Below are 1,296 nucleotides of genomic sequence, written 5' to 3'. Positions count from 1 at the left end.
AAAAGCAAAGTAACTTAGCACGCAGAGAAGCCGAAAAATCCGCGCAAGCGCGAGCTGACTTCTTGGCTAAAATGAGCCATGAAATTCGCACACCAATTAATGGTATTTTGGGTGTTGCGCAGCTACTCAAAGATTCCGTGGAAGCGGAGGAGCAGAAGAATCAAATCGATGTTCTTCGCCACAGTGGTGAGCACTTACTTGCTGTTTTGAATGATATTTTGGACTTCTCAAAGATTGAACAAGGCAAGTTCAATATCCAAAAACATCCTTTCTCCTTCGCTGATACCATGCGAACGCTAGAAAACATCTATCGCCCTATTTGTGAAAACAAAGGGGTTGAACTTGTCATTGAAAACCGGCTTGATGGCAATGTAGAGATTTTCACCGACCAAGTTCGCCTGAATCAAATTCTGTTTAATTTAGTCAGTAACGCGGTGAAGTTCACGCCATCGGGCTGCGTGCGTTTACATGCCGAGTTAGAGCAGTTTTATGGCGCAGACAATAGTGTGCTAGTGGTTGAAATCAGCGATACGGGTATCGGTATTGAGTCCGACAAGTTGGATGAAATGTTCGAACCTTTTGTTCAAGAAGAAGCGACCACAACTCGCGAATACGGTGGCAGTGGCCTTGGTTTGACTATCGTGAAAAACTTGGTCGATATGCTCGACGGGGATGTACAAGTTCGCAGTCAAAAAGGGCAAGGAACCACATTTGTTGTTACGCTGCCAGTAAAGGATCGTGAGCGAGTTCTGGCTCCGTTGGATTCGAGCCAACGCGTAAAACCTGCAGAGTTGTTTGATGAAAGTCTGAAAGTGTTGCTGGTGGAAGATAACCATACTAACGCCTTTATTCTTAAAGCGTTTTGTACCAAATACAAGATGCAGGTTGATTGGGCGAAAGATGGGCTAGAAGCCATGGAGTTCTTAAAAGAGCACTCTTATGATTTGATTTTGATGGATAACCAACTTCCGCATCTTGGTGGCATCGAAACCACGAAAGAGATTCGTCAAAACTTGAAATTGGGGACGCCAATTTACGCCTGCACCGCCGACACTGCGCAAGAAACCAGTGATGCATTTATGGAAGCAGGCGCGAACTATGTTTTGCTGAAACCCATTAAAGAAAATGCACTCCACGAGGCTTTTGTTGACTTCAAGCAGCGCTTCTTGATTGAACGGACATAGTTTGCTGCCACATTTACGGTAGTTTCTTTGTTTACCTAGCCCAACTTAGCTTTTCTGAGTTGGGCTTTTTCTTTCCTGCAATCTGAAGATCTTAATTCTTCACAACCTTTTA

1 protein-coding gene is annotated in these 1,296 nt (G+C 44.2%); it reads left to right on the top strand.

Annotated elements, in window-relative coordinates; translation table 11 throughout:
• On the top strand, window positions 1-1,184 hold a 1,184-nt coding region (locus R7127_RS26360; RefSeq protein ID WP_318148699.1), incomplete at its 5' end, for an ATP-binding protein.
• Between the last annotated feature and the right edge of the window lie 112 nt (window positions 1,185-1,296).

This window comes from Vibrio sp. 1159 (assembly GCF_033340395.1).
GTDB lineage: Bacteria > Pseudomonadota > Gammaproteobacteria > Enterobacterales > Vibrionaceae > Vibrio > Vibrio alginolyticus.
Note: the sequence above shows the minus strand (reverse complement) of the source record. Positions and strands in the feature narration are given on the sequence as shown.